At 66.9% G+C, this 20,083-nt stretch carries 20 protein-coding genes; 7 read left to right on the forward strand and 13 right to left on the reverse strand.

Features of this window, described 5'->3' with window-relative positions; translation table 11 throughout:
- Positions 1-130 precede the first annotated feature (130 nt).
- The gene (locus tag QOD90_RS13330) at positions 131-1,936 is read left to right on the forward strand and encodes a hypothetical protein (RefSeq protein ID WP_526350389.1); all 1,806 of its coding nucleotides are present in this window, start codon (positions 131-133) and stop codon (positions 1,934-1,936) included.
- A 9-nt stretch (positions 1,937-1,945) separates the two neighbouring features.
- Here QOD90_RS13330 and QOD90_RS13335 read toward each other — a convergent pair whose 3' ends face one another.
- From QOD90_RS13335 to QOD90_RS13370, 8 genes are read right to left on the reverse strand one after another with little or no spacing between them, the layout of a single operon-like run.
- A complete protein-coding gene (locus QOD90_RS13335) occupies positions 1,946-3,070 on the reverse strand; it encodes a phosphotransferase family protein (RefSeq protein ID WP_526350391.1) in 1,125 nt (374 codons plus the stop codon).
- Positions 3,067-3,999, reverse strand: coding sequence for an alpha/beta hydrolase (locus QOD90_RS13340; protein WP_526350393.1), 933 nt, complete (start codon positions 3,997-3,999; stop codon positions 3,067-3,069). The genes QOD90_RS13335 and QOD90_RS13340 overlap by 4 nt, the downstream gene beginning before the upstream one ends.
- A complete protein-coding gene (locus QOD90_RS13345) occupies positions 3,996-5,504 on the reverse strand; it encodes a flavin-containing monooxygenase (protein ID WP_526350395.1) in 1,509 nt (502 codons plus the stop codon). Before QOD90_RS13345 ends, QOD90_RS13340 begins: the two co-directional genes overlap by 4 nt.
- A gap of 4 nt (positions 5,505-5,508) precedes the next feature.
- Positions 5,509-6,255, reverse strand: coding sequence for an SDR family NAD(P)-dependent oxidoreductase (locus QOD90_RS13350; RefSeq protein ID WP_526350422.1), 747 nt, complete (start codon positions 6,253-6,255; stop codon positions 5,509-5,511).
- Positions 6,252-7,034, reverse strand: a complete 783-nt coding sequence (locus tag QOD90_RS13355) for an HpcH/HpaI aldolase family protein (protein ID WP_526350396.1) — start codon at positions 7,032-7,034, stop codon at positions 6,252-6,254. Before QOD90_RS13355 ends, QOD90_RS13350 begins: the two co-directional genes overlap by 4 nt.
- A gap of 32 nt (positions 7,035-7,066) precedes the next feature.
- Positions 7,067-8,035 carry a zinc-binding dehydrogenase gene (locus QOD90_RS13360; RefSeq protein ID WP_526350398.1) on the reverse strand — a complete coding sequence of 323 codons (969 nt, stop codon included), beginning with the start codon at positions 8,033-8,035 and terminating at the stop codon, positions 7,067-7,069.
- Positions 8,036-8,037: 2 nt separating this feature from the next.
- Complete coding sequence (locus QOD90_RS13365; RefSeq protein WP_526350400.1) at positions 8,038-9,213, reverse strand: cytochrome P450; 1,176 nt, start codon at positions 9,211-9,213, stop codon at positions 8,038-8,040.
- A 59-nt stretch (positions 9,214-9,272) separates the two neighbouring features.
- Complete coding sequence (locus QOD90_RS13370) at positions 9,273-9,977, reverse strand: NIPSNAP family protein (protein ID WP_526350402.1); 705 nt, start codon at positions 9,975-9,977, stop codon at positions 9,273-9,275.
- Between the two features lie 136 nt (positions 9,978-10,113).
- Here QOD90_RS13370 and QOD90_RS13375 point away from each other — a divergent pair, with 136 nt between their 5' ends.
- Both QOD90_RS13375 and QOD90_RS13380 read left to right on the forward strand, forming a co-directional pair.
- Complete coding sequence (locus QOD90_RS13375) at positions 10,114-10,947, forward strand: SMP-30/gluconolactonase/LRE family protein (protein ID WP_526350424.1); 834 nt, start codon at positions 10,114-10,116, stop codon at positions 10,945-10,947.
- Positions 10,948-10,954: 7 nt separating this feature from the next.
- Positions 10,955-11,764, forward strand: a complete 810-nt coding sequence (locus tag QOD90_RS13380) for an acyl-CoA thioesterase domain-containing protein (RefSeq protein WP_526350404.1) — start codon at positions 10,955-10,957, stop codon at positions 11,762-11,764.
- Between the two features lie 13 nt (positions 11,765-11,777).
- Here QOD90_RS13380 and QOD90_RS13385 read toward each other — a convergent pair whose 3' ends face one another.
- Together QOD90_RS13385 and QOD90_RS13390 are read right to left on the reverse strand one after the other, a co-directional pair.
- Positions 11,778-11,969 (reverse strand): ferredoxin, encoded by a 192-nt coding sequence (locus QOD90_RS13385; RefSeq protein WP_526350426.1) that lies wholly within the window; start codon positions 11,967-11,969, stop codon positions 11,778-11,780.
- Entirely contained in the window at positions 11,969-13,225 is a 1,257-nt protein-coding gene (locus QOD90_RS13390; RefSeq protein ID WP_526350406.1) for a cytochrome P450, read from the reverse strand. Before QOD90_RS13390 ends, QOD90_RS13385 begins: the two co-directional genes overlap by 1 nt.
- 74 nt (positions 13,226-13,299) lie before the next feature.
- Here QOD90_RS13390 and QOD90_RS13395 point away from each other — a divergent pair, with 74 nt between their 5' ends.
- Positions 13,300-13,857, forward strand: coding sequence for a TetR/AcrR family transcriptional regulator (locus QOD90_RS13395; RefSeq protein WP_526350408.1), 558 nt, complete (start codon positions 13,300-13,302; stop codon positions 13,855-13,857).
- On the opposite strand, the gene QOD90_RS13400 is transcribed toward QOD90_RS13395, so the two are convergent.
- On the reverse strand, positions 13,841-15,031 hold the full coding sequence (locus tag QOD90_RS13400) for a CaiB/BaiF CoA transferase family protein (protein ID WP_526350410.1): 1,191 nt from the start codon (positions 15,029-15,031) through the stop codon (positions 13,841-13,843). The two genes, QOD90_RS13395 and QOD90_RS13400, sit on opposite strands and share 17 nt — an antisense overlap.
- A gap of 126 nt (positions 15,032-15,157) precedes the next feature.
- Here QOD90_RS13400 and QOD90_RS13405 point away from each other — a divergent pair, with 126 nt between their 5' ends.
- Positions 15,158-15,703 (forward strand): TetR/AcrR family transcriptional regulator, encoded by a 546-nt coding sequence (locus tag QOD90_RS13405; protein ID WP_526350412.1) that lies wholly within the window; start codon positions 15,158-15,160, stop codon positions 15,701-15,703.
- 58 nt (positions 15,704-15,761) lie between these two features.
- Positions 15,762-17,246, forward strand: coding sequence for an aldehyde dehydrogenase family protein (locus QOD90_RS13410; RefSeq protein ID WP_526350414.1), 1,485 nt, complete (start codon positions 15,762-15,764; stop codon positions 17,244-17,246).
- A gap of 18 nt (positions 17,247-17,264) precedes the next feature.
- Here QOD90_RS13410 and rlmN read toward each other — a convergent pair whose 3' ends face one another.
- Complete coding sequence (rlmN, locus tag QOD90_RS13415; protein WP_526350416.1) at positions 17,265-18,356, reverse strand: dual-specificity RNA methyltransferase RlmN; 1,092 nt, start codon at positions 18,354-18,356, stop codon at positions 17,265-17,267.
- Positions 18,357-18,367: 11 nt separating this feature from the next.
- Complete coding sequence (locus QOD90_RS13420) at positions 18,368-19,222, reverse strand: LysR family transcriptional regulator (protein WP_526350418.1); 855 nt, start codon at positions 19,220-19,222, stop codon at positions 18,368-18,370.
- Between the two features lie 153 nt (positions 19,223-19,375).
- On the opposite strand from QOD90_RS13420, the gene QOD90_RS13425 reads away from it, so the two are divergent.
- The coding region (locus tag QOD90_RS13425) for an EamA family transporter (protein ID WP_526350420.1) at positions 19,376-20,083 on the forward strand (708 nt) is incomplete at its 3' end.

Raw genomic sequence — 20,083 nt, forward strand, 5'->3', positions numbered from 1 at the left:
GACATCAACCGATGTCATATCCTGTCGGCGTCGTGTACCGCGTCGACAGGGGCCAGCCCTCGTCGGCAGTGAATCCGCACGCCACGACGGAATGTCAAAGGGGACATCGATGATGGTGCACGAACGAAGCATGGCGGACCCTGGCACGGGGTCGCCGCTACGGTTCCGACTCGCCGTGGCGACGGTGTGCATCGGGATCGCCGCTGCGGCGAGCCACGGCGTGGCGTGGGCCGACACCGGCCAGCCCGAACCCTCGGGCCACTCGACCTCGGATTCGGGTCAGGGACCCAAGAAGTCGTCCGACGGTGACGATCCCCACCCAAAGGCTTCCTCAGATACCGGACCGACCGAGAAGTCGTCGGCCGCGCACCCGAATCCGACCGATCCGCAACATGATTCGTCCAGCCCACCCTCGGGCACCGCCAGCCCCACCACCGCCAGCCCCACCACCGCCGTTGCGGCACCCCCCAGCGCCGATCCGACGACCGCGAAGCCTCCCGCGGCGGAGCCGCCATCGACGACACCGGAGCAGGACCCGGCGCCGACCACGACCCGGGAGGCGCCCCGCCCCACCAAGCCGACGGGGGTATCGCATCAGACCACCGCGGAATCAGCCCAAGGCGACTCGGCTCCCGTCGCGGCAGACGGCCCCATCACTACCCGGTCCCCGGCCACCGCCACCAAGACCGCCCTCACGACGACCACCACCACCACGGCCACGACGACCGCGACGCTGGCCGCCAAGGTCGCCGCGGTCGCCACCGTGACGACGGCCAGCGCCACCACACCCAGTCCCCCTGAGCCGCTCTCGCCGATCGCCCAGCTCATCGCGTTGCCTGGCCGCATCATCAACTCGCTACTTCAGGCGCTGGATCTCACCGTCGCCGCTGACGGGCCCAAGAGCCCGTTCGACTTCAACCCCATCGACGAACTGTTGTTCGCGGCGTTCCGCCAGATCGAGGGTGCGCTTGGCCTGAACAGGACCCCGGCCGTGCAACCGGTGCTGCTGACCCAGACCTACACCGGCCCGACGACCGCACCGACGCCGACGGTCGCCCAATTCCTCAACGCCGCCGCCGCCGAGTACGTATTGGGAGGCACCCCCGGCGGACTGCAGGCCTTTACCGTCGACGGCACGCCGATGGCATCGACCAACGTCTTGTCGGGGATGTCCGCGCAGGTGTGGGTGACGCCGCAGAAGCAGATCATCATCGCCTACCAGGGCACGACGGGTGGCACCAACCTGTTGTTCAATCCCCTGATCGCGATCACCCAGGCCATCACCGATGCCCAGGTGATCCTGACCAACACGACTCCGCAGGCGTTCACCGACGCGCTGTCCTTCCAGCAGAGGGTTCAGGCAGCGGCAGCCCTGCAGGGGTATGCCGCCGGGGACATCTTCGTCACCGGCCACTCGCTGGGTGGCTGGGAGGCCGAGTACGTCGCGCAGCAAACCGGCTTGGGCGGCATCGGCTTCGAGAGTCCCGGCATCAACACCATCGTGCCGGGCAATGGCAAGGACTCGGGGTTCATCAACGTCGAAACGTATGGTGACACCGCGGCCTACTCGGCCACCGATCTGCCTGGGCTGCAGCCCTTCATACCGGCGTACGTGCCTGGCGGGGGCAGCAAGCCGCACTACGGCTCGATCGTGATGATCGGTGATCCCAACGCCACCACGCCGCTGATCAACGCCTCGTCGCTGTGGGGCACCAGCCTCATCGGAAGCCTCATCTTCGTGGTCGACGTCCTTGGCAACTTCCTCGAGCATCACCTGCCCGGCATGCAGGCGTACAACCTGGGCATCACCCCGGATCCCGGGGTGGTGCCATGGCTGGGGGTCAACGCGGGTCCGGTCAACGTCGGCTGGGGCGATCTGACGATTTCCCAACTCAAGTATGCGGCGTCGCAGGCAGGAACGCTGATCACGCCGTAGTTCGGGCAGTTACATCGACTGCTGCAGCGCCGCAACGGTTTCCAGGTCGTCGATCGCGGCGGCGGCACGTGCCAAACCCTCCAGCGCGATGGCTTCGGTCTGCATGCCGCCAAGACCCGCCGTGGTCAACGGCGACACGAACGCGTACGTGACGGCCTGGCGGTAGCGCGTCCACAGCTCGTCGCGATCGAACTCGGGGCCACCGGAGGACGCGACGGCACGGCGATACACGTCGAGCAGGTCGCGTTCGGAGGCGCGGCGTTCGGAGGTCGGCATCCCGAGAACCAGCGTGTAGGTGAGGTCCCTTGACGGATGACCGCGCCTGACCACCTGCCAGTCGAGTAGGCCGGCGTGCCCGTCGCGGAAGTACGTGTTGCCGGGGTGGGAGTCGCCGTGCAGGACCGTGTGCGTCCCAGCATCGACGATCGCCGTGGCCGCCTGGTAGTTCTCCCAGAGGAAGCGGCCCGATTCGATGGGAATCGCGGTGCGGTCGGCGAGCTTGCCTGCCGACATCTTCATCAGCGGCGGAGTGAGCAGGTTGGCCGGATCCAGCGCTGGCGCCATCAACCAGCCGAATTCACCTCCGCCGCCGGGCTTCTCGGGGAGCTTGCCCCAGAATGCGCCGTGCAGGCCCGCGAGCACCTCCATCAGTGACGCCATCTGGTCGACCGATAGCGGCTTCAGCGTGTCCGCGAACTGGCACGGTGTGGTCGCCATGTCCTCGAGGATGACGACGTAGCGGCCGGTGAGCGGATCGAACGCCGACCCGTAGGACCGTGGGATCCCCTCTCCGAGAGAGGGTGCCAGCTGGCGGTAGAACCGGGCCTCGGTCTCCCCGAGTCGGGCCAGTTCACCGAGCATCCTGGTTGCCGCCGTGGCAGCCGGGAGCTTCACGAAGACCGAGTCGGGCACACAGTCGCCACTGAGCGCGAGCCTGGCTCGCGACGAGGTGCCCGCCTCACCGTCGATGACCGCCACCGTATCGACGCGACGACCGATCAGCCCGGTCAGCACCTCGGGGGTGAGATGCTCGACGCGACGGGGAAACGTGCGAATCCTGCCGAGGGCAGAGTCCGTCACCAGCCGTTGCAGACCGTGTCCGAGGTGAACGCCAAGTCGAGCGGCGGACATCATGTTTCGATCCCCACTGCGTCGAAGTTGGTGTGCAGCGCACGCTTGAGTGCCGCACCCTGCAGCGCAAACAACTGCTGGCTGACCTCCCACTCGGGAAGTAGCGAGTCGAATCCGTGACACGTGCCGGGGAACACGTGCAGCTCGGTCGAGACACCCGCCCACAGCAGCCGCAAGGCGTAGTCGACCGCCTCGTCGCGCAGCGGATCGAGCTCCGAGCAGGTGATCATCGCGGGCGCCAGTCCGCTCAGGTCATCGGCCCGCGCGGGTACGGCACCGGGTGGGACGGACTCGGCACCGGAGACGTGCCGCCACATCTGTTCCGTTGCCGGACCGTCGAATCCCGGCGTGGCGGCATACTCCTGTTTCGACGGCGTCGCAGCGTCGTCGAGGACGGGTTGGTGCAGCAGTTGGAAGACGATGGGTGGCGCGTCCCCGGCTGCCGCGCACTGTGCGAGCCGCGCGGCCAGTGCGCCACCCGCGCTGCTACCCGCCACGGCGATCCGGTTGACGTCGATGTCCAGCGTGTCGCATTCGGCCGCAACCCATCTGAGCGCCGCGAGCGCATCGTCCAGCCCCGCGGGATACGGGTGCTCAGGGGCCAGGCGGTAGTCGACGGACACCACGGTGCAACTCGCGCGCTGCGCCAACTCGACGCACTGCCGGTGATCGGTATCGAGGTTGCCGAGCACGAACGCACCGGAATGACAGAACACCACCGCAGGTGCGCGCGATGAACCACCGCGGTAGATGCGGATCGAAATGTCACCGCTGATCATCTGGTCGACGATCTCGACCCCCGGCGTCTCGAGCGCGGCCGCGCACTCTCGGCGCCTGCCGTTCAGCGAATCGCGCAGGGCGGGAAGCGCCTCCAGCGAGAGATCGGTCCGGAACTCCGCGAGATGCGCCAGCTCCGGGTCGAGCCGGCTCACGAGGCAGCCTCGCCGTGCGCCGTGACGTGAATGTCGGGCCGAGCTGACGGTGGGTCGAACGCGTAGTCCGCTTCCCGGAACCGTCGGGTCATGGTCCAGAAGTCGCGTGCGCTGCGGGGCCATTGCGTGACGACGCGTCCGTTGGCGGCGCGAAAGTAGCTGTTGCACCGGGTGGTCCAGACCGTCCCGGCCATCCAATCGTCGATTCGAGCGATGAAGTCGGCCATCGTCCGTGCCCGCACCGCGATGTAGGACTTCCGGTGGCGACGCATGTACTTCAGCGCCCGCACCACGTAGTGCGCTTGGGCTTCCAACATGAAGATCACGCTGTTGGATCCCACGTTCGTGTTCGGCCCGTACAACATGAAGAAGTTCGGGAAGCCGGGCACCGTCATGCCCAGATAGGCGTACGGGCCGTCGCGCCACGTTTCCGCCAGTAGCGCGCCGTGTTCGCCAGTCACCTCGATCTGGCCGAGATAGTCCGCCGCGGCATATCCGGTCGCACAGACCACCACGTCCACGTCGAGTTCACGGCCGTCCTCGGTGACGAGGGTCCTGGCGCGCAGCGCCCTCGCCGGGCTGGACACCACCTCGACGTGTGGCTGTGTCAGCGCGGGGATGAAGTCCGAGGAGAACACCAATCGCTTGCAGCCAACCGGAGTTTCGGGGGTGAGCTGCTTGCGCAGCCCCGGGTCGGCCACCGCCCTCTCGAGCATCGTGGCGGCGACGGCGCGAAACTCGGCCGTCTTGTCGCTGCCGTGTTCGATGACCGAGATGTTGGCCTCGCTACGCAGCCACATCCTGGTCCGGTGGACCTTCTTCGCGAACGGGACGTTGGTGAAAACCCACTTCTCTCTGTCGGTGTACTCACGGTCCGGTTTCGGGAAGATCCACGTCGGCGAACGTTGGATCGAGTAGACCTTCTTGGCCACCTTCACCACCTCGGGCACCAGTTGCGCTGCCGTTGAACCGGTTCCCAACACCGCCACGCTCTTGTCTGCCAGGTCCAGCGAGTGATCCCAGCGCGCCGTGTGCACTAGCCTGCCCGCGAAGGGCTCCTCTTCGTGGAGTGTCGGCATCGTCGGTCGGGTGAAGAGCCCCACCGCCGAAACCACGACGTCGAAGGTGTGCACGGCACCGGTCGACGTCGTCACCCGCCACGTTCGAGTCTCGGCAACCCAGCGCGCGTTGGCGATCTCGGTGTCGAGCGCCAGATGCGGCCCGAGTTGGTACTTCTCGGCACAACGCTCGAAGTAGGCCAGAATCTCGGCCTGGCCGGACCACAGCCGTGACCAGTTGGCGTTCTTCTCGAACGAGTACGAATACAGGTGCGACTTCACGTCACAGGCCAGCCCGGGATAGGTGTTGATCCGCCACGTCCCCCCAACGCCGTCTTCACGGTCGAAGATGGTGAAGTTCCGGAATCCGGCTCGGCTCAGGAATATTCCCAGTGCCAAGCCGCCGGGTCCCGCGCCGATGATCCCCACCGAGAGGCTCTTGGACATCACGTCATCCGATCTGAAGGGATTGTCCGCCGTCGACGACCAGTTCGGCACCGGTGATGAACGATGCCTGGTCGGACACCAGGAACGCCACCGCGTCGGCGATCTCCAGCGGCTTGCCAAGCCGACCCATGGCGGCGAGGCGCGTCTGCGTGGTCGGATCGAGCATGGGGGTCTCGACGGGCCCTGGAAGGACGGCATTCACGCGGATTCCGAACGGAGCCAACTCCGCCGCGGCGATCTGCGTCAGCCCGCGCAGCGCCCACTTGGCCGAACCGTAGGCCGAATGATGGGGAAACGGTCTCAACGCACCCGTGCTGCACGTGTTCACGATCGAGGCGCCGTCGGCGCTGCGGAGGTGTTCGAGCACCGCCTGGATGCCGATGAACGGACCGAGGCAGTTCACTCTCCAGCTGCCCTCGAAGCCCTCCGGCGTCTCGTCGGCGATCGACGCACGGTGCAGGACACCCGCATTGTTGACGAGCGCAGTCAAGGCACCAAAGTGCTCGACCGCGGCCTTGGCGGCAGCGTGCCACTGCTCGGGCGAGGTGACGTCCAACGGTATCGCGACGACACCATCGTCGAATCCCGCTGCCATGGCGTGTAATTCGTCGATGATCACGTCGCAGGCGGCGATCAGGAAACCGTCGGACCGAAGCCGTCCCACGATCGCCGCGCCTTGCCCGCGGGCCGCTCCCGTGACCAGGGCGACGCGATCGGGCTTGCGCGGTTCGAGGGGTGCAGTGGCGTTCAGTTGTAACCTCTTTCCCTTCTGGACGGTTCGTCGCTCTGCGCCTTCGCAGCGAGCAGATGAGCAGTCGCGCCGTGGCGTAGCGCCTGCGACTCCGACGCGAGGGTGATCACGCGGAAGCCCAGGTCGACGGCTTGGCGGCCGATCGCCCCGTCGCCCGCATGGACACCGGTGATCAATCCCGCCGCGTCCGCGGCGGACACGATCCGCGCCATGGCGTCGAGCACGTCTGGATGGGTCCACGCATCGGGAAACCCGTGTCCCATCGAAATGGCCAGATCCGCAGGGCCAACGTAGATGCCCGCCAACCCCTGGACGGCGCAGATCTCGTCGATCGCCCGCAATCCCGTGGCCGTCTCGACCATCGCGTACACGCTGACGCGTGACTCAAGGGCGGCGACGTCGGTTCCCATGCTGGCTCGCAGCGGGCCGAAGCTCCGCACGCCTCTTGGCGCGAACCGCGTCGCCGCGACCGCCTCGGCAGCCTGCCCGGCGGTTTCGATCATGGCGACGATGATCGCGTCGGCTCCCGCGTCGAGCACCCGGCCGATGGGCGCGGATGCGGTGGAGGGAAGTCGTACCGCGGTGGCGATCGGGACGTGCTCGAGCCGATCCAGCAGCAACGCCACGTCGGCATCGCCGAGATAGCCGTGCTGGCAGTCGAATCCGACGTAGTCATATCCCGATCGCGCAAAGACTTCCGGTCCGATGGTCGTCGGACCGACCACCCAGCCGCCGAAGACGTGCGAACGATCGGCCAGCGCCTTCGCAAACCTTGACACTCCCCCGGTCGCTTCGTTCCTGCCCGCCGTACTCATTCGACGATCGCGATCTTGACTCGCCCTGGTGTCGGACGGCAGGCCACTTCGAACGCCGACTGCACCTCGTCGATCCCGAAGGTGTGCGTCAGGTAGTTCGGCAGGAGGTCGGGATGCTCGCGGGCGAAGGCATCGGCCTCGTTCAACATTCGCCGCCGATCCAGCGTCACACCGGATTTCAGCGTCAGGTTGTTGCGAAGCATGGTGCGGATGCTGATCGGGTAGACGTCGTCGTCGGTCACGCCGAAGTAGAAGATGGTGCCGCCGAAGGCCGCCGCGTCGATGGCGTGCCCCAACGTCGCCACCTGATGGCCAACCGCCTCGATCACCACGTCGGCCCTGTCCTCGGGGGCGAGATGACGAACCCATCTGTCGCTGGTAGCCCGCACCACGGTGTCGACGCCGAACGTCGATCCGATGCCGTCACGATCGGCGGGGTCGACACCTGTCACGTGACTCGCTCCGAATGCCTTTGCCACGTAGGAGAACAGCAGTCCGATCGAGCCCTGTCCGATGACGGCCACGCGTCGTCCGGCGAGGTCTGGCAGCTGTTCGATGGCATAGAGCACACACGCCAGCGGTTGCAGTCCGATGGCGAGCCCCGGCGTCAGCGACGGGTCGTAGGAGATGAGACCGTTGCCGTCGGCGATCACCCGACCCATGAGGCCGTCGAATCCCGATGCCCAGCCGACGACGTGGTCGCCATGGCGATGGTCGGGGTGGCGGCTCGCCAACACCTCCCCGGCGATCTCGTGGACGGGAAAGCCGTCCATCTCGGCGGCGCTGGCGCCGGTGTCGCCAGGCAGCTTGCCCTGGGTGCCCCGAAATCCAGGGAGATCGCTTCCGCACACGCCTGCGGCCAGGAACCGTAGCAGCACCTGTCCGTCCGAAAGGGACTCCGGCGAGCGCTCCTGGATCTCCGTCCGCTCGAAGGTGTATGGCGCGACGAGGCGATAGGACCACATCGTCACACCTCCACCGGGACGTTGTTCCAGCCCCACTGGAAACTCGACGGCGGTCGTGACGCCGACCCCTCAACGATGTGAAAGTCGGGCACGCGTTTCAGCCATTCGGTGACCAGCACGGTGATCTCGAGCCGTGCGAGATGGACGCCGAGACAGAAGTGCTGGCCGCGGCCGAACGCCAGCAGTCGCTCGATCGGCCGGTTCCACTGGAAGGCATCGGGGTCGGCGTACTCGCGCTCGTCGCGGGCTGCGGAGCCCAGCAGTGTGATGATCCGCTGGCCGGGGTCGATCGTGGTGTCGTGCAGGGTGAACGGTCGGCGCAGGGTTCTGGCGAACCACTGGGCTGGCGCACAGTAGCGGATCATCTCCTCGCGCGCGATCGCCACGTTCGCCTCGAGATCGGCTCGCACCGCGGCCATCTGGTCGGGTCGCCTGCTGAGCTCCCACAGTCCGTGCGCGACGATCTTCGGGACGGTCTCGGTGCCTCCGATGAAGACGCCGAGCATCTGGACGGCGGCCTCGACGTCGCTGAGGGCCGACCCGTCCGGCAACCGGTATCCGATCAAACCGTCGACGATCGGCAGTTCACCTTCGACGGCGGAAGCGCGTCGACGCTCCACGATCGGGACCAGGTACTCCAGATAGCCGGGTCGTGCGTTGGCGGTGTTCACGCCGTCGCCCGGCTGCGCCAGGCTGCCTGCGTTGACCGTCGCCAGCACGTCGGCTGCGAGTTCGGTTGGCAGACCGACCAATTCACACACCATGGCGGCGGCGACGTGGCCGCCGTAGTCCTGGGTGAGGTCGAAACTGCCCTGCGGCAGCAGAACGTCCAACCGCGCGTTGGCCAGGTCGCGAACCCGGTCGGCCAGCCTGGCAACGTTCCTGGGACGCAACGGTCCCGAATGTGACCGGCGGACACCGTCGTAGATTGGCGTGTCGAAGTTGGCGTGGAAGGGCATGGGGTGCAACGGCGGATCCGCCACCGGGCCGTCGTTGTGACGGGCCAGCACAGAGGCGGCGGGCAACGTGCCCTCCGATGCCACGAAGGTGCCGTCGTTGATCTCCAGCACCCGCCAGATGTCCTCGAACCGCGACACCGCATAGGTGTCCCACTTCGGCAGGTAGTAGACCGGATGCTCGTCGCGCAGTTTGCGGTAGTACGGCAGCGGGTCCGACATGACGGCCGGATCGAAGGGATCATAGGAGAAACCCTGCACAGCAACCACTTTCGGGGCGGTCACTGCAGCGGCGACGGGGCGAGGGCCGCCAAGATCGAGTCCTCCCAGCCGTCGCGCAACGCGGGGGCGACGCTCATCCAGGTGACGATCTCGGCGGGCGGGTTGCCCTTCCACGACGGATAGTGGTTCTCGAAGCAGTCCCAGCCGCCGTCCAGCGCCCAGTAGTGAATGACCTCGTTGAACCGGAAGGTGGTGGTGTATGAGCCGAGCCACCGCTTGCCGGTGCTCTCCGACCACGGCACGTACAGCCGCTCGAGCTCGCGGATGTAGTCGCCCTGCTTGCCCGGCTTCGTCTGCATGATCTCCTGGATCACCAACCCCGCCGTGAAGCCCGCCTCCGTAAGTTCCGCCAGCGTCTTGTTGCTCGGGCCCGGATACATGATTCGACCCTCACCGGAGGCGCCGAGGTCGGCCAGATGACTCGACCACTTGGCGGCCGCGGCAGCGTGGCTGCCCCCGCAGGCCTGGGCGCGCCCGATGCGGGCATAGTCGGCGAACGCGTCGATCTCCCACATGATCGTCACCTGCGGCCAACGACCGTTGTAGGGCGTCGCCTCCCAGATCGAGAACAGCCGCGCGCCCAGCTCGGCCATCATCGGGTGGTACAGCTCGCTGAAGGCGTCGGTGAACGAATCGCTGCGCCCCGAACCCAGTGAGATCGTCTCCTGCAGATACAGAAGCGTGTGGTCGTAGTGCTTCCGCATGACCACTCACCACCCTCCGACGAGGCACGACGAGAGGCTCACACCGGACCCTTGGGTGGTTGACACCGACACCCAGCGAGCGTGACACTTATGGCATGTTTTGTAAAGTCAACTCGCTTACTCGGTCCTGCGCGTGGTGAATCCGCTGCCGTTGGTCAACGGATTCTGCTTCGGCGAGGGCCCGCGCTGGTTCGAGGGACTTCTATGGTTCTCCGACATGCTTGGCGAAGCCGTCCACACCGTCGACCTCCGAGGGTCCATGACCACGCTGCCCCTGCCCGGCCGCGCCCCGTCGGGACTGGGGTTTCGACCCGACGGGACGCTGCTGATCTCCTCGACCGAGGATCGGCAGGTCTTGCGCTATGACGGTGACGCCATCGAGCTGGTCGCGGACCTGCACGACGTGGTGCCTGCCAACCTCGGGGACATGGTCGTCGACGACGCCGGCCGCGCGTTCGTCGGATCACAGTCCCGCACCGACGGAGTCATCGTGTGCATTGGCCTCGACGACACCGTCGCCGTGGTGGCACGTGACCTCGACTTCCCCAACGGCATGGTCATCACCCCGGACCAGAGGACGCTGGTCGTCGCCGAGTCGATCGGACGCCGATTGACGGCCTTCACGATCGGGCGGGACGGCGCCTTGGCGGACCGACGCGTCTTCGCCGACGGTCTCGAGGGACCGCCCGACGGCATCGCCCTGGACGCCGATGGCGGGATCTGGACCGCGATGACGCTCGAACACGAGTTCCAGCGGATCGTCGAAGGCGGCGCCGTCACCCATCGCGTCGACATGGCCGGTCGCACCGCGATCGCCTGCGCACTGGGTGGCCCGGAGAACCGCACCTTGTTCCTGCTCTCCAGCACCGACGCCTACCCCGAACGTCTGGTCGGCACCAAGCTGTCCCGCGTCGATGCGTTGATCGTCGACGTGCCCGGCATCGGGCCGATCCCGACCCACCATCACTAAGGCGGAGATGTCCGACTCCTATTACGAACTCGTCGACGCCGACGAGCACGGTGAGAAGTTTCGCGCGACCGACATGGTCCGCAGCACCTGGACGGCCGCGATCCAGCACGGCGCGCCGGTGTCGGCGCTACTCGTCCGCGCGCTCGGTCAATGCGCACCGCGCGACGACGCCCGGCTGAGCCGCGTCATGATCGACCTCCTTGGCGGCGTCCCCGTCGATGGCGAGCTATGGGTCCGCGCGCGAGTTGAGCGGCCGGGCAGGCAGATTGAACTGGTGAGCGCCGAGATGCTGGCACCGGGACCGGACGGAACGCCCCGTCCCGTGGCACGTGCCAGCGGGTGGCGGATGACCACCGTCGACACCCGTCCGGTCCTCCATCAACCCGCACCGCCACTGCGTCCCCTTTCCGACGCCGTCAGCCGGGACATGGCCAAGGACTGGGACAGAAACTACGTCCACAGTCTCGACTGGCGCTGGCTGACGAAGCCCATGGCCGACGGTCCCGGCGAGTCGTGGCTGCGGCCGACGGTGGATCTGGTCAAGGGCGAGGTGATGACGCCGCTGCAGCGACTCTTCACCGTCGCGGACGACGCCAACGGCATCGGGACCAAGCTCGACATCCGCGAGTGGACGTTCATGAACACCGATCTGGTCGTGCACGTGCACCGGGTGCCCGCCGGTGACTGGATCGGCATCCGCGCCGAGACCAGCTACGGCCCGGACGGCATCGGCACCACGTTCGGCACACTGTTCGACGAGAGCGGTCCGGTCGGCGGCATCCAGCAGTCAGTCCTGGTGCGTCCGCGCCGGGTGTGAACCACCGAAAGTCTCAGTCCAGCAAGCGAAGCGCCGCCGCCGGGCACTGAGTGACGGCCTGCCGCATCCGGGTCAGATCCCCGTCGGGCCGCGCGGCGTCGTGGATCACCACGCTGCCGTCATCCTGGACCTCGAACACGTCCTCGGCGATCGATTCGCAGATTCCGTGGCCGGTGCACTTGCCGAGGTCGACCTCCACCCGCATCATTCGACGACCGCAGGCAGTCGCTTGATGCCATGGACGAAATTGCTGTGAAGCAAGTCGGCTTCGCCGAATTCGACGCGCTTCAAACGAGTGAGCAACTCGCGGAACAGGTTCCGCAGCTCACTCTTGGTCAGTTGGTTGCCAAGACAGAAGTGCGGTCCACCGCCGCCGAAGCCGAGATGGGGGTTGGGCGATCGCGAGAGGTCGAACGCGCCTGGCGCCTCGAACACGCTCTCGTCGCGGTTGGCCGAACAGTAGAACAGTCCGACCTTCTCCCCTGCCTTGATCACCTGTCCAGCGACCTCGGTGTCCTCGGTGGCGAACCGCGCGAACTGCAACACCGGTGACGACCATCGCACGAATTCCTCGATGGCCAAACCGATCCGATCCTCGAAGTCCACCATCAGCCAGTCCCGCTGTTCGGGATTGGCCACCAACGCCATCATTGCGTGGGAGGTGGCCTGTTTGGTGGTGTCGTTGCCCGCCGAGGCCAGCAGGATCAGGAACGAGCCGATCTCCTCGTCGGTCAACCGGTGGCCGCCGACCTCGGCGTCGACGATGCTCGTCATCAGGTCGTCGCCGGGGTTGTTCCTTCGGTACTTGGCCAGCTCGGCGCCGGTACTCGACAGCAGCATGATCTCGTTGATCGTGTCGGCGGCCCGCTCCTCGAGGCTGCTGTATTCGTCGTCGCTCATGCTGAAGAGTTTCTCGGCTGCCTTCGCCACCCCCGGCTGCTCGGACGGCGGGACACCGAGCATGTCCATGATGGTCATCATCGGCAGCCGCGCGGAACAGCTTGCAACGAAGTCGATCTCGCCTACGCCGATCAGATCGTCGACGACCTTTACCGCGGTGTCGTGGATCTGCTCATCGATCCGCCGGACGTTACGCGGCGTGAACGCCGAGCTGATCAGCCGTCGGTAGACGGTGTGCTGCGGAGGATCCATGGTCAGAAAGAATGACGCGAATCGCTGCACTTCGGCGGGCATCGGGTCGAGCGCCACGCCGCGGGCCGAGGTGAAGAGTTCGGGGTGCATGCTGACGTAGGCGATGTCGGCCCGACGCGTGAGCGCCCAGAAGCCGGGTTCCTCCAGATCGAACAGCGACGGAAGCGGTCGGTGCCAGGTCAACCCGTCCGTGGCGCGCAATTCGGCGAACGTGTGGTCGCGCTCGTCGAACGTCTGACTCCAAAACGCGTGTGACGTGATGTCATACGGGCTGTAGTCACGCGCAGTGGGAGCAGGGGCAATCGTCACCGAAACGCTTCCCTTCACCAGGTGGGCCTGAGCATTAGCGTGACACTTGAGCAAAAATTTGTAAAGCTTGTGCGATGACGCGGCCGGTGCGGGGTACCGAGGTGGTGCTGCCCGTCGACGCCGACACCTCGACCCGTGAGCGAATACTCGCCGCGACCGCCGAAGTGCTGGGCAGCAACGGGATCACCAAGCTCAGCCTGTCCGACGTGGCGGCCCAAGCCGGCCTCTCACGACCCACGCTCTACCGCTGGTTCGGATCGAAGCAGGACCTGATGGACGCCTTCGTGGTGTGGGAACGCAGTTTCTACGAGCGGGCAGTCGCAGATGCCAGCGCCGGATTGCCTGCTGCCGAGCGACTCGAGGCGGCGCTGCGGGTCATCGTCTCCTACCAGCACTCCTATCCCGGCCTGCGCATGGTCGACGTCGAACCCGAGCACGTCATCCCTCGGCTCGCGCGGGTGATTCCCCTGATGCGCCAGCAGTTCGAGCAGCTCATCCCCGGGCCCGGCGCCGCGTTGGCGGCGGCCGCAGTGGTACGGGTGGCGATGTCGCACTATCTGGTTCGCAGCGACGACGACGATCAGTTCCTGGCTCAGCTTCGCCACGCCGCGGGCCTCAAGAGCCCGCGGTAGCCTCGCCCGTAATCCGTTGGGCCGCAAGCTCGGCAAGAATCTCCCCGGTGTGTTGGCCCAAGCCGGGGGCGGCGGATCTCGGCTCCCACGGCGTGCCGTGAAAGTCCGCGGGCGTGGCCACCATCGGCTGCGTGGAGTCCCCGTCGGGTACGTAGACCACCCCGCCCGCCTGGTGGAACTGCTCGTCGGCAAGCACGTCGGAGATCGAATTGATGGGCGACCAGAAGAAGTCCGGCTCGCGCGCGAAGATCTCCGCCCACCCGTCGAGGTCCCTGGTTGCGAAGATCGCGTCGAGTTCGCCGATGAGCGCCGACCCGTTGGCCGCCCGCGCACGTGCGGTGGCGAATCGTTCGTCGTCGAGCCAGTCGGTCCGACCGATTGCGCGACAGAGGGCGGGCCAGTGCCGGTCGCCCTGGAGTCCGACGATCCAGAACCGTCGTCCGTCGCCCGCCGCGTAGTTGTTCATGCATGGGTTGCCCATCGACTCCCGCTGCCCGATGGCGACCTGTTGCCCCGTCAACAGCAGGGTGTTGAGGTCGAAGCTCACGGTGTAGGCGCCCTGGCGATAGAGCGACGTCGTCACCAACTGGCCGCACCCACTTCCTTGGCGCGCGACCAGCGCAGCGCACACCGCGCCGGCCAGCGTCATGGCGACCGAGTGGTCGCCCATTCCGCCGCGCTGGAACGGCGGGGTGTCGCCGGGTCGGGTCAGCAGGTCGGCAAGGCCTGCCCGCGCCCAGAACGCGGCGACGTCGTACGCCGCGCGGTCGGCGTCCGGTCCCGCCATGCCGTACCCGGTGATCAGCCCATAGACCAGGCGCGGGTTTCGGTCGGCGACGGCGGCGAAGTCCAGTCCGAGGCGCTGCAGTGCCGCGGGTCGCACGTTGGTGATGAAGACGTCTGCGTCGGCGAGCAACTCGAATGCCGTCCGCAATCCGCCATCGGTTGCCAGGTCAAGCACGATGCTGCGCTTGGAACGGTTGTCCATCTCGAACGGCGGGTTCTCCCCCGAGGTGATCTGCAACATCCGCCCGAACATGCGGGCCGGATCCCCGGCCGGCGGCTCGATCTTGATCACGTCGGCACCCCAGTCGGCGAGGATGCCGCCGGCCGCGGGGGCCGCTACCCACACCCCGAGTTCGACGACCCTGATCCCCGCCAGCGGTCCGGCCACGTGAACCTCCCCACAGCGGATGCGTGATTGCGCCGTTTGGCCGCTGTTGCGGCACCTGGGTACCTTACGATTGCCAGTGCATCTGCAACGTTCCGGGGACTCGAGAGCTGGGAAGCGAATGAACCCATGACCGCGGAGCGGGCCACCCCCGACCCCGGTGACGACACCTCGACGCGCCGCCGAATTCTGGCGGCGACCACCGAAGTGCTCGCCCGCAGCGGCCAGTCCAAGTTGAGCCTGTCGGAGGTCGCGCTCCAGGCCGGGGTGTCGCGCCCGACGCTCTACCGCTGGTTCGCCTCGAAGGGCGAGCTGCTCGACGCCTTCGGACATTACGAACGCGAGATGTTCGACTACGGCATCGGCAACGCGACCGCCGGACTCCGCGGTAACGAGAAGCTCGACGCCGCACTGCGATTCATCGTTGCCTACCAGCAGTCGTACTCCGGCGTCCGGCTGGTCGACATCGAACCGGAGGTCGTCATCGCACAGCTGGCGACCATCATCCCGCAGATGCGCATCCGGCTGGAGAAGCTCCTGTCCGGCCCCAACGCCGGGGTCAAGGCCGCGACCGCGGTCCGGGTCGCGGTCTCCCACTACATCGTGCGTAGCGACGACGGGGACCAGTTCCTTGCGCAGCTCCGCCACGCCGCGGGGATCAAGCAGCCCGACTGACGTCGCGGATCGGCGCAACACCGGTGACAAATCATCGTTAGTTTGTAAAGCTAGCTAGATGACGAGCGTGCAGAGCGATACCGGGGTGCTGGCCGGCGACGAGCGGATGTTGATCGACGGCGAGTTGCGTCATACCGCGACCCGCGCCTCGTTCGACGTGATCGATCCGGCGTCCGAGCAGGTGGCCGGTCAGGCGACCGACGGCACGGTCGAGGACATGGCGGCCGCAATCGGGGCGGCCCGGCGCGCGTTCGACGAGACGGACTGGTCCCGAGATCTGGAGTTCCGCCACCACTGCCTGTCGCAGTTGCACGACGCGTTGGAGCGAAACAAGGAACGCCTGCGGCGGGTGTTGATCACCGAGGTCGGTTGCCCGGTCACGGTGTCGGGCAGTCAGATCGAAAGCCCGATCGCCGAGGTGAAGCACTGGGCCGACCACGGCAGGGACTTCGACTACCTCGTCGACACGGGCGTGCACGACACCGCCATGGGTCCAGCCCGGCGCAAGATCGTCTACGAACCCGTCGGCGTGGTCGGCGCGATCACCCCGTGGAACGTGCCGTTCTACCTCAACGTCGCGGAGACGGTGCCCGCACTGATGGCGGGCAACACCGTCGTCCTCAAGCCAGCGCAGCTGACCCCGTGGTCGGGCAGCGAGTACGGCCGTATCGTCGCCGAGGAGACCGACATCCCGGCCGGTGTGTTCAACGTCGTCATCTCCAACTCCAACGACGTCGGCGCCGCCCTCTCGGCCGACCCACGCGTCGACATGATCACGTTCACCGGATCCACCGCCACCGGACGGGCGATCTTGGCCGCCGGCGCCGCGACGGTGAAGAAGACACTGCTGGAGTTGGGCGGAAAGTCGGCCCACATCGTCCTCGACGACGCCGACTTCAACTCCGCCCTGCCCCTGGCGGCGATGATGGCCTGCGTAATGTCGGGGCAATCGTGCATTCTGCCTAGCCGAATCCTTTTGCCCCGCACGCGTTATGACGAGGGCCTAGAGATCCTGAAGACCAGTATGGAGAACTTTCCGTATGGGGATCCGTGGGATCCGGGCAACATGCAGGGTCCGCAGATCAGCGATGGGCAACGCAAGAAGGTGCTCGGTCTCATTCAGAGCGGAATCGACTCTGGCGCCACCTTGATCACCGGTGGCGGCGCGCCGGAGCATCTGCCGATCGGCTACTACGTGCAGCCAACATTGCTCGGCGACGTCAATCCGAATTCTCAAGTGGCGCAGGAGGAAATCTTCGGCCCGGTACTGACCGTGACGCCGTACGACACCGACGACGAGGCCGTTGCGATCGCCAACAACTCGATCTACGGGCTGTCCGGCGAGGTCAGCAGCGGCGACGTCGACCGGGCATTCGCCGTTGCGAGGCGGATGCGCACCGGCAACGTCTCCATCAACGGCAAGTCGCACTTCGGCATCACCAGCCCCTTCGGCGGCACCAAGCAGAGCGGGTTGGGCCGCCGCAACGGCGACGAGGGTTACCGGGAGTACCTGGAGGGCAAGACGATCGGGCTGCCCGAGTAGGCGCCGAATTCGCGGAACTCAGCCCTCGGCGGCGAGCTGACCGCAGGCGGCGGCGATTTCGCGACCGCGAGTATCGCGGACGGTGCAGGACACCCCCCGCTCGCGGACCCGCTTGACGAATTCCCGCTCGGCGGGTTTGGGGCTGGCATCCCACTTGCTGCCCGGCGTCGGGTTGAGCGGGATGACGTTGACGTGTACCAACGGCCCGAGCGCCCCGTGCAACTTCTTGCCGAGCAGATCGCCGCGCCACGACTGGTCGTTGACGTCGCGAATGAGGGCGTATTCGATCGAGACGCGACGACCGGTCACGTCGGCGTAATACCGTGCCGCATCGAGTGCTTCGCCGACGTTCCACTTGTTGTTCACCGGCACCAGCGTGTCGCGCAACTCGTCGTCGGGGGCGTGCAGCGAGAGCGCCAGCGTGACGCCGAGACGTTCGTCGGCGAGCTTCCGAATGGCGGGCGCCAACCCGACGGTGGAGACCGTGACGGACCGCGCCGAGATGCCGAAGCCGTTTGGCGATGATGCTGTGATTCTTCGCACGGCGGCCACCACCCGGTTGTAGTTGGCCAGCGGTTCACCCATGCCCATGAACACGACGTTGGACAACCGACCGTCGTGTTCGTCGCGCATGGCGGCCGCGGCCGCCCGAACCTGCTCGAGGATCTCGGCGGTGGAGAGGTTTCGGGTCAGCCCGCCCTGCCCGGTCGCGCAGAACGGGCAGGCCATGCCACAGCCCGCCTGCGACGAGATGCACACCGTGTTGCGCTGCGGATAACGCATCAGCACCGACTCGAAGGTGGTGCCATCCACCGCCCGCCACAACGTCTTTCGGGTGTCCGCGTTGTCGCACTCGATGGATCGCACCACGTTGAGCAGTTCAGGAAACAATGCGTCGGCGACCTGGTCGCGCACTGCCGCTGGCAGATCGGTCATGGCACGAGGGTCGGCGATCAGTCTGCCGAAGTACTGGTTGGCCAACTGCTTGCCGCGGAACGCGGGTAGCCCGAGATCGGCGACCGCGGAACCGCGGGCGTCGTCGTCGAGGTCGGCGAAGTGCCGCGGCGGCTTCCCGCGGCGCGGTGCGTCGAACACCAGAGGCAGTTTCATGGTCTCGCTCATTATCGCGCCTGCTCGGTGAGAACGTCGCGGACGGCCCTCTCCACGGCTGCCAGGGCGCTGGCATCGACGCCGGCACGACCCCGCACGAACACCGTCGCGCGACTCGTCGGAGGCAACCCCTCGGCCAGGCACAGCCCGTCGGGCAGCCGTCCGATCATCGGCAGCAGTGCCACGCCGAGACCGGAGCGCACGGCGGCGAACAGGCCCGACAGGTCGTAACTCTCGGCGACGATTCGGTAGGGCACCCCGATGCGGTCGAGCGCGGCGAAGGTTGGCTCACGCAACGTGCACGGTTCGGAGAACATCACCACCGGCAGTGGCTCGCCGGCCGGCATGGCGAAATTGCGGCCCGAGATCCACTTCAGCGCAACGATTCCCGATGCGTTCGTGGGATCCAGACCGGAGCCGTCGAGCAGGACGGCCAGATCGACGGCACCGTGGTCGATCGCGTCGGCGAGTGACACATTGCGGTCCAGCCGGAACCTCAGCCGCCATTCGGGCAGCCGCTCCCCCAGCGCTTCCGTCAGACCTGGCAGCATGACGTCGGCGCCGTGTTCGGTCGCTCCGATCAATAGCACCCGCTCCTCGGCGGCACCCAGGTCGGCGAGCGCGGCGTCGTGGGCGGCCAGAATGGTGCGCGCGTGGGCCACCACGCGATGCCCCAGCTCGGTGAAGGCCACGCCGCGGCCGGACTTCTCGACGACCGGCCCCCCGACGACTGCCTCGACGCGTCGGACGTGCTGACTGACGGCCGACTGCGTGAGGTGCAGAACCGTCGCGGCACGGTGAAATCCGCCACACTCGGCGACGGCCACCACGCTGCGCAACGGCGCGATGTCGAGGACCTGTCTCATGCCGCCAAGGTACTCCGATCAGTAGAAACGATCAAAGAACCGCGTTTAGACGGTGATCTGCCGAAGCAACACCCTGATCGATCAGTATCCCTAATCGATCGCGATCGCCGATATTCGTTGGACGGCGGCGGCGGACGTCCCCACCATGAATACATGACCCCGACCCGCATGCCGTTCCGCACCGCGTCGACCGTCACGTTCTTCTACGCCCTCGGATACCCGATCGGGAACATGGCGGTCAACGCGATGACGCCGATGGCGGTGTTGGCGTTCCGGTTCGGCTTCGCCGCGGTCATCCTCGGAACGTGGGCCAAGCTCGCCGGGGTGCGCTGGCCGATTGGCCGCAAGCTCGGCCACGTCGCGGTCACCGGCCTGCTGATGCAGGCGGTCCAGTTCCTCGCGCTCTATCTGGCCATCCAGCACGGGGCGCCCGCCGTCCTCTGCGCGGTGGTCGTCGCGATGAATCCCGTGGCGACCGCGGTGCTCGCTGCTGCGTTCCTGCGCGATCCGCTGACGGCGCGGCGGATTGTCGCCTTGGCCCTCGGCGTGGTGGCCGTGCTCGCCGCCTGCGCGGCCCGCCTCGTCGCCGAACGCGGCGCAGACCCCGCCGTCCTCCTGCTTCTGGTCGCGCTCGTCGGCATCGCCGCCGGCGGGGTGTACCAACAGCGGTTCTGCGCCGACGTGGACTTCCGCGCCTCAACGGCCGTGCAGAACGCAGTCGCCTTCCTTCCCGCGCTTGCGCTGACCTTCGCCACGCCGTTCATGGTGCACGATGTGCCGAAGGCGGTGTTCGCCGTCGCGGGAGTCGTGCTGCTCAACGCGACCCTCGGGGTCTCGCTCTACGTGCGGGCGATCAACCTG

Source organism: Mycobacterium sp. (assembly GCF_032161845.1).
Lineage (GTDB): Bacteria > Actinomycetota > Actinomycetes > Mycobacteriales > Mycobacteriaceae > Mycobacterium.

Coding starts and splice junctions, on each gene's coding strand:
- QOD90_RS13330 (WP_526350389.1), top strand. CDS start 131: ATGGCGGACCCTGGCACGGGGTCGCCGCTACGGTTCCGACTCGCCGTG.
- QOD90_RS13335 (WP_526350391.1), bottom strand. CDS start 3,070: ATGATGTCCGCCGCTCGACTTGGCGTTCACCTCGGACACGGTCTGCAA.
- QOD90_RS13345 (WP_526350395.1), bottom strand. CDS start 5,504: ATGTCCAAGAGCCTCTCGGTGGGGATCATCGGCGCGGGACCCGGCGGC.
- QOD90_RS13360 (WP_526350398.1), bottom strand. CDS start 8,035: ATGTGGTCCTATCGCCTCGTCGCGCCATACACCTTCGAGCGGACGGAG.
- QOD90_RS13365 (WP_526350400.1), bottom strand. CDS start 9,213: ATGTCGGACCCGCTGCCGTACTACCGCAAACTGCGCGACGAGCATCCG.
- QOD90_RS13370 (WP_526350402.1), bottom strand. CDS start 9,977: ATGCGGAAGCACTACGACCACACGCTTCTGTATCTGCAGGAGACGATC.
- QOD90_RS13380 (WP_526350404.1), top strand. CDS start 10,955: ATGTCCGACTCCTATTACGAACTCGTCGACGCCGACGAGCACGGTGAG.
- QOD90_RS13385 (WP_526350426.1), bottom strand. CDS start 11,969: ATGCGGGTGGAGGTCGACCTCGGCAAGTGCACCGGCCACGGAATCTGC.
- QOD90_RS13395 (WP_526350408.1), top strand. CDS start 13,300: ATGACGCGGCCGGTGCGGGGTACCGAGGTGGTGCTGCCCGTCGACGCC.
- QOD90_RS13405 (WP_526350412.1), top strand. CDS start 15,158: ATGACCGCGGAGCGGGCCACCCCCGACCCCGGTGACGACACCTCGACG.
- QOD90_RS13410 (WP_526350414.1), top strand. CDS start 15,762: ATGACGAGCGTGCAGAGCGATACCGGGGTGCTGGCCGGCGACGAGCGG.
- rlmN (WP_526350416.1), bottom strand. CDS start 18,356: ATGAAACTGCCTCTGGTGTTCGACGCACCGCGCCGCGGGAAGCCGCCG.
- QOD90_RS13420 (WP_526350418.1), bottom strand. CDS start 19,222: ATGAGACAGGTCCTCGACATCGCGCCGTTGCGCAGCGTGGTGGCCGTC.